Annotated in this window: 6 protein-coding genes and 1 pseudogene; 1 reads left to right on the top strand and 6 read right to left on the bottom strand. The window is 75.1% G+C overall.

Features of this window, described 5'->3' with window-relative positions; genetic code table 11:
- The coding region (locus B0E53_RS32200) for an acyltransferase domain-containing protein (RefSeq protein ID WP_146167852.1) at positions 1-1,143 on the top strand (1,143 nt) is incomplete at its 5' end.
- A gap of 69 nt (positions 1,144-1,212) precedes the next feature.
- Here B0E53_RS32200 and B0E53_RS32195 read toward each other — a convergent pair.
- The 6 genes and pseudogenes from B0E53_RS32195 to B0E53_RS32170 form a co-directional block, all read right to left on the bottom strand.
- The gene (locus B0E53_RS32195) at positions 1,213-1,923 is read right to left on the bottom strand and encodes a class I SAM-dependent methyltransferase (protein WP_107079417.1); all 711 of its coding nucleotides are present in this window, start codon (positions 1,921-1,923) and stop codon (positions 1,213-1,215) included.
- Positions 1,924-2,094: 171 nt separating this feature from the next.
- A complete protein-coding gene (gene fabF / locus B0E53_RS32190) occupies positions 2,095-3,321 on the bottom strand; it encodes a beta-ketoacyl-ACP synthase II (RefSeq protein ID WP_107079416.1) in 1,227 nt (408 codons plus the stop codon).
- Between the two features lie 2 nt (positions 3,322-3,323).
- Positions 3,324-3,563 carry an acyl carrier protein gene (locus tag B0E53_RS32185; RefSeq protein ID WP_007072348.1) on the bottom strand — a complete coding sequence of 80 codons (240 nt, stop codon included), beginning with the start codon at positions 3,561-3,563 and terminating at the stop codon, positions 3,324-3,326.
- Between the two features lie 87 nt (positions 3,564-3,650).
- On the bottom strand, positions 3,651-4,595 hold the full coding sequence (locus B0E53_RS32180; RefSeq protein WP_107079415.1) for a beta-ketoacyl-ACP synthase III: 945 nt from the start codon (positions 4,593-4,595) through the stop codon (positions 3,651-3,653).
- A gap of 73 nt (positions 4,596-4,668) precedes the next feature.
- A pseudogene (locus B0E53_RS32175) lies at positions 4,669-5,586 on the bottom strand (ACP S-malonyltransferase); the annotation flags it as partial.
- Positions 5,587-5,664: 78 nt separating this feature from the next.
- Positions 5,665-6,082 (bottom strand): helix-turn-helix domain-containing protein (locus B0E53_RS32170; protein WP_210406297.1); only part of this gene is annotated, 418 nt, incomplete at its 5' end.

Raw genomic sequence — 6,082 nt, 5'->3', positions numbered from 1 at the left:
CCGGACCCGGCCGTGGCCCGGGCCCTGGCCACCGCACGGTCCCACCTGCGGCACCGCGCCGTGCTGCTGGCCGCCGACCGGGACACCCACCTGGCCGGGCTGCGGGCGCTGGCCGCCGGGCAGAGCCACCCCGCCCTGCACCGGGACGTCGCCGCGCCCGGCGGCACCCTCGCCGTGCTCTTCTCCGGGCAGGGCGCGCAGCACCCCGGGATGGGCCGCGAGCTGTACCAGGCGTTCCCCGCCTTCGCCGAGGCCCTCGACGAGGTCTGCCAGCACCTCGACGCGCACCTGCCCCGGCCGCTGAAGAGCGTGCTGTTTGCCGCCGAGGGCAGCGCCGAGGCCGACCTGCTGGACCAGACCGTCTTCACCCAGGCCGCGCTCTTCGCCGTCGAGGTGGCGCTGCACCGGCTCCTGGCGGGCTGGGGCGTCCGCCCCGACCTGGTCGCCGGGCACTCCGTCGGCGAGATCACCGCCGCGCACGTCGCCGGGGTGCTCAGCCTTCCGGACGCCTGCACCCTGGTCGGCAACCGGGGCCGGCTCATGCAGGCCCTGCCGGCCGGCGGCGGGATGCTCGCCGTCGCCGCCGGCGAGACCGAGGTGGCCGACGCCCTCACCCCGTACGCGGACCGGGCGGCCGTGGCCGCCGTGAACGGGCGGGCCGCCGTGGTGGTGTCCGGCGCCGACGACGCGCTGGCCGCACTGGCCGAGCACTTCACCGCCCTCGGCGTACGTACCAAGCGGCTCACCGTCAGCCACGCGTTCCACAGCCCGCTGATGGAGCCGATGCTCGCCGAGTTCGCCGCCGTCGCCGCCGGCCTCGACTACGCCCCGCCGGCCGTGCCGCTGGTGTCCAACCTGACCGGCCGGGTCGCCGACCCGGAGCTGATCTGCACCCCCGACTACTGGGTGCGGCACGTGCGGGAGGCGGTGCGCTTCGCCGACACCGTCACCCACCTGCACGACCTCGGGGTGAGCGCCCTGTTGGAGGTCGGCCCTGACAGCGTGCTCACCGCCCTGGCGGCCGACGCGCTGCCGGCGGGCGGCCCGCTGGTCACCGGGGTGCAGCGCCCCGGCCTCGGCGAGGCCGCCGCGCTGCTCGGCGCGCTCACCCTGGCCCGCGAGGCGATGCCCGCGCCCCGCTGACGGCGCCGGCGGGTCCGCGGTGGGCGTCCGGGTCGGCTCCCGCGTCCAGCCCGCCGGCCCTGCGGAACGTCAGGCGGGGCGGTGGGCCCGCAGCATCAACGAGACGCCGGGCAGCGTCCGTACCGGCAGGTACCGCTCGGCGGTGATGACCGTGCGCAGCCCGATGTTGACCAGCGGGTGCAGGTCGTCCAGGTCGCTGCCGGTGGACCTCCTGCGCCGCCAGGCGGCGACCGGGCGGAGCAGCACGTTCCAGCTCCACAGCTCGTCGGGCACCAGACCGGCCTTCGCCACCACGGCCCGCAGCCCGGCGCGGTCGTAGCGGCGCACGTGCCCGACCGCCACGTCGTGCGCCGACCAGAGCCGCATGTCGGCCGGCACGGCGATCAGCGCCGTCCCACCGGGGCGCAGCACCCGCCGGATCTCGGCGGCCGCGAGGTGGTCCTCGTCGAAGTGCTCCAGGATGTCGAAGGCGACCACCAGGTCCAGGCCGGCCGAGGGGACCGGCAGGTGCCGGGCGTCGGCCCGGATCACGTCCAGGCCCCGCTCCCGGGCCACCCCGGCGCCCTCCGCGCTGTACTCCAGGGCGAGCGGTCGCCAGCCGTGCGCCCGCAGCACCCGGGTGTTCCCGCCGCCGGCCGCGCCGACGTCCAGCGCCCGGCCGGGGCGGGTGCCGGCCGCGGCCAACCGGCGCAGCGCCCGGCCCAGCAGGACCCGCCGCTCCCGGTACCACCAGTGGGTGTCCTCCAGCGCGGCGAGCTTGCGGATCTCGGTCGCTTCCACGCGCGGTGCTCCTCGACGGCTCGGCGGCCCTCACCCTAACGGCCTCCGGCGGGCCGGACCGGGCCGCCGGCAGAGCCGGGTGCGGCCCGGCGCGGGCGCTGGCAGGGCGCTGAGACGCGGTCCGGGCCCGCGTCCTGCTGGGGACGCGGGCCCGGACCGGGTACGCCGTGCTCAGGGCCGGGTGAAGACCAGGGCCACGTTGTGCCCCCCGAAACCGAACGCGTTGTTCAGTGCCGCGGGGATCTCCAGGTGGCGCGCCTTGTGCGCGGCCACCTCCAGGGAGAGTCCCTCGTCCGGGTCGTCCAGGTTGATCGTCGGGGGTACGACCCCGTCCCGGATGGCCAGGATGGTGGCGATCGACTCCAGCGCGCCGGCCGCGCCGAGCAGGTGCCCGGTCATCGACTTGGTGGCCGTCAGCAGGGGGTGGTCGCCCACCGCCTTGTGCAGCGCGCCGATCTCCAGCATGTCGCCGACCGGCGTGGAGGTGGCGTGCGCGTTGACGTGCCGGATGTCCGTCTTCGCGACGTCCGCGTCGGCGACCGCCTTGGCGATGGCCCGGATGGCGCCCTCGCCCTCGGCGTGCGGCTGCACGATGTCGTACGCGTCCGAGGTGATCCCGGCGCCGGCGAGGCGCGCGTACACCCGGGCGCCGCGGGCGGCGGCGTGCTCGGCGCGCTCCAGGACCACCACGCCCGAGCCCTCACCGAGCACGAAGCCGTCGCGGCCCTTGTCCCACGGGCGGGACGCCTTCTCCGGCTCGTCGTTGCGGGTCGACATGGCCCGCATCGAGGCGAATCCGGCGATCGGCAGGGGGTGGATGACCGCCTCGGTGCCGCCGGCCACCACCACGTCGGCCCGGCCGGAGCGGATGATGTCCAGCCCCAGCGCGATCGCCTCCGCGCCGGTCGCGCAGGCGCTGGCCACCGAGTGCACACCGGCCTTGGCGCCGAGTTCCAGACCGACCCAGGCGGCCGGACCGTTCGGCATCAGCATCGGCACGGTGTGCGGGGAGACCCGCCGCGGGCCGGACGCCTCCAGGATGTCGTCCTGGGCGAGCAGGGTGGTGGCGCCGCCGATGCCGGAGCCGATGCTGACCGCCAGCCGCTCCGGGTCGAGCCCGGAGTCGGCGAGGGCGGCGTCCGCCCAGGCCTGCTGCGCCGCCACGATGGCGATCGCCTCGGACCGGTCGAGCCGGCGCAGCTTGACCCGGTCCAGCACCGTCGACGGGTCGACAGCGAGCTGCGCGGCGATCCGGACGGGCAGTTGCGCGGCCCACTCCTGGGTGAGCGCACTCACCCCGGAGCGACCCGCGAGCATGGCGTCCCAGGTCGACGCGACGTCCCCGCCGAGCGGGGTCGTCGCGCCGAGCCCGGTGACGACGACGTCGGGACGACTCATGATCAGGACTGCGCCTCGATGTAGCTGACGGCGTCGCCGACGGTCTTGAGGTTCTGCACCTCGTTGTCCGGGATCTTGACGCCGAACTTCTCCTCGGCCGCCACCACGACCTCCACCATGGAGAGCGAGTCGACGTCGAGGTCGTCGGTGAAGGACTTCCCCTCGGCCACGTCGTCCGGGTTCACCCCGGCAACCTCTTCGAGGATCTCGGCGAGGCCGGCGGTGATCTCGTCACGGGTCATTGCGGTTGGTTCCTCTCATCGGGGGTTCACTCGACGGTCGGCGACGCCGGCCGTCACACCTCGGCGCGCTCGCGCCCGAGGGGGTCTTCAGGGGCAGCGGACGACCTGACCGGCGTAGGTCAGGCCGCCGCCGAAGCCGAACAGCAGCACCGGGGCGCCCGCGGGCACCTCGCGCCGCTCGACCAGCTTCGACAGGGCCAGCGGCACGCTCGCCGCCGAGGTGTTGCCGGACTCGACGATGTCCTTCGCGATGATCGCGTTCGGGATGTTGAGCCGCTTGGCGATGCCGTCGATGATCCGGCCGTTGGCCTGGTGCGGCACGAACGCGGCCAGCTCCGACGGGTCCACCCCGGCCTTCTCGCAGGCCTGGAGCGCGAGCGGGGCCAGCGCCGTGGTGGCCCAGCGGAAGACCGCCTGCCCCTCCTGCGCGATGTACGGCCGCCAGCCCTCGATCCGGACCGCGTCACTCTTCTCCGGCACCGAACCCCACACCACCGGGCCCACCCCGGCCGGCTCACCCTCGGCGGCCGCGGTGACCACGGCCGCGCCGGCGCCGTCGGCGAAGATGATGCAGGTCGAGCGGTCGGTCCAGTCGGTGAAGTCGGAGAGCTTCTCCGCGCCGATGACGATCGCGTTGCGCGCCGCCCCGGCCTGGATGGCGTGGTCCACCGTGCCGAGGGCGTACGCGAAGCCCGAGCAGGCGGTGTTGATGTCGTACGCGCCCGGCGCGCTGATGCCCAGCTTGGCCGCGACCCGGCAGGCCACGTTCGGGCTGCGGTCCACCGAGGTGCAGGTGGCCACCACGACGAGGTCGATGTCGGCGGCCGTGAGGCCCGAGTTGGCCAGCGCCTTGCCGGCGGCGGCGGTGGCCATGTCGGCGACCGTCTCGTCCCCGGCGATCCGCCGGGTGACGATGCCGACCCGGTCCCGGATCCACTCGTCGTTGGTGTCGACCATCTGGGCGAGGTCGTCGTTGGTGATCACGCGGGAGGGCTGGTAGTGCCCCATCGCGACGATCCGGCTGCCGGCCATCAGTGTCTACCTTCCGTTCGCGACTGCGGGACCCGCAGGATCGGCTCGTTCCTCGCGCTCATGCCTGCTGCCCGCCACTGTGCCGGTCGACCAGGTCCCGCGCTGCGGGCAGGTCGTCGGGGGTGTTCAGGGTGACGATCTCCGGCGCGCCCTCGCCCTTGAGTTCGCGCTTGACCAGGCCGGCCAGGGTGCCGGCCGGCGGCAGCTCGATCACGCCGGTGACGCCGAGGTCGGCCAGCGTGCGCATGCACAGGTCCCAGCGGACCGGGGCGGTGACCTGGCGGACCAGCCGCTGCACCATCTCCCGGCCGTCGGCGACCGCGCCGCCGTCCAGGTTGGAGAGCAGGATCCGGGCCGGGTCGGCCGGGGTGATGCCGGCGGCCACCTCGGCCAGCGCGGCCTCGGCCGGGGCCATGTACGGCGTGTGGAAGGCCCCGGCCACCTTGAGCATGATCACCCGGGCCCGGGTCGGCGGCTCGGCGGCCAGCTTCTCCAGGCCGGTCACCGCGCCGGCGGCGACGATCTGGCCGGCGCCGTTGCGGTTGGCCGGGTACAGCCCGTGCGCGTCGAGGGCGGCGAGCACCTCGTCCGGGTCGCCGCCGAGCACGGCGGCCATCCCGGTCGGCTCCAGCGCGCAGGCGGCGGCCATCTCCCGGCCGCGTACGCCGGCGAGGGTCACGGCCGCCTCGGCGGGGAGCACCCCGGCCAGGGCCGCGGCGCCCAGTTCGCCGACGCTGTGGCCGGCGACCACCGCGACGTCCTGCATGGCCAGGTGCTCGCCGGCGAGCAGCGCGGCCGCGACCAGCAGCGGCTGGGTGCGCGCGGTGTCCTTGATCTCGTCCGCGTCGGCCTCGGTGCCGAGGTGCAGCAGGTCGACCCCGGCCAGCGCCGACCACGAGCGCAGGCGCTCCGCCGCACCGGGCAGGTCGAGCCAGGGAGTCAGGAAACCGGGCTTCTGGGAACCCTGTCCGGGTGAGAGTACGGCGAGCACGTCTACGACTCTGACGGATACTCGCGGGTCGCGCTGTAACGCACGGCACCAAACCGCACTAGAAGCTTTGGAGGATACCTACAAAGATCGGCGCCGATCATCACCTGTCTGCGGCGTTTTGTTAGCCCCTGGGGCGGATGTCTGGCTCGGGACCGGTGCGACGCCCGGGACCACGGGGTCGAGCCGGCCGACCGTCAAGGCCACCTGCAGGGTGAACGCGTCCCGTGGCGTGAGCGGGGAGAAGCCGGCCACCTCGGCGACCCGCTTGAGCCGGTAACGCACCGTGTTCGGGTGCACGAAGAGCGCCCGGGCCGCGCTCTCCAGCGTGCCGCCGGCCGCGAAGAACGCGTCCAGGGTCTCCAGCAGCTCGCCGCCGGCCCGGGCGAGGGGCGCGTACACGTCGTGGCGCAGCCGCCGGCGGGCCTCGGCGTCCCCGGCCAGGGCCCGCTCGGGCAGCAGGTCGGCGGCGGGGACCGGGCGGGGCGCGGTCGGCCAG

The organism is Micromonospora sp. MH33, from assembly GCF_003013775.1.
Lineage (GTDB): Bacteria > Actinomycetota > Actinomycetes > Mycobacteriales > Micromonosporaceae > Micromonospora > Micromonospora fulviviridis.
The sequence above is the reverse complement of the archived record's forward strand: the minus strand, read 5'-3'. Positions and strand labels throughout refer to the sequence as shown.

Coding starts and splice junctions, on each gene's coding strand:
- fabF (WP_107079416.1), bottom strand. CDS start 3,321: ATGAGTCGTCCCGACGTCGTCGTCACCGGGCTCGGCGCGACGACCCCG.
- B0E53_RS32185 (WP_007072348.1), bottom strand. CDS start 3,563: ATGACCCGTGACGAGATCACCGCCGGCCTCGCCGAGATCCTCGAAGAG.
- B0E53_RS32180 (WP_107079415.1), bottom strand. CDS start 4,595: ATGGCCGGCAGCCGGATCGTCGCGATGGGGCACTACCAGCCCTCCCGC.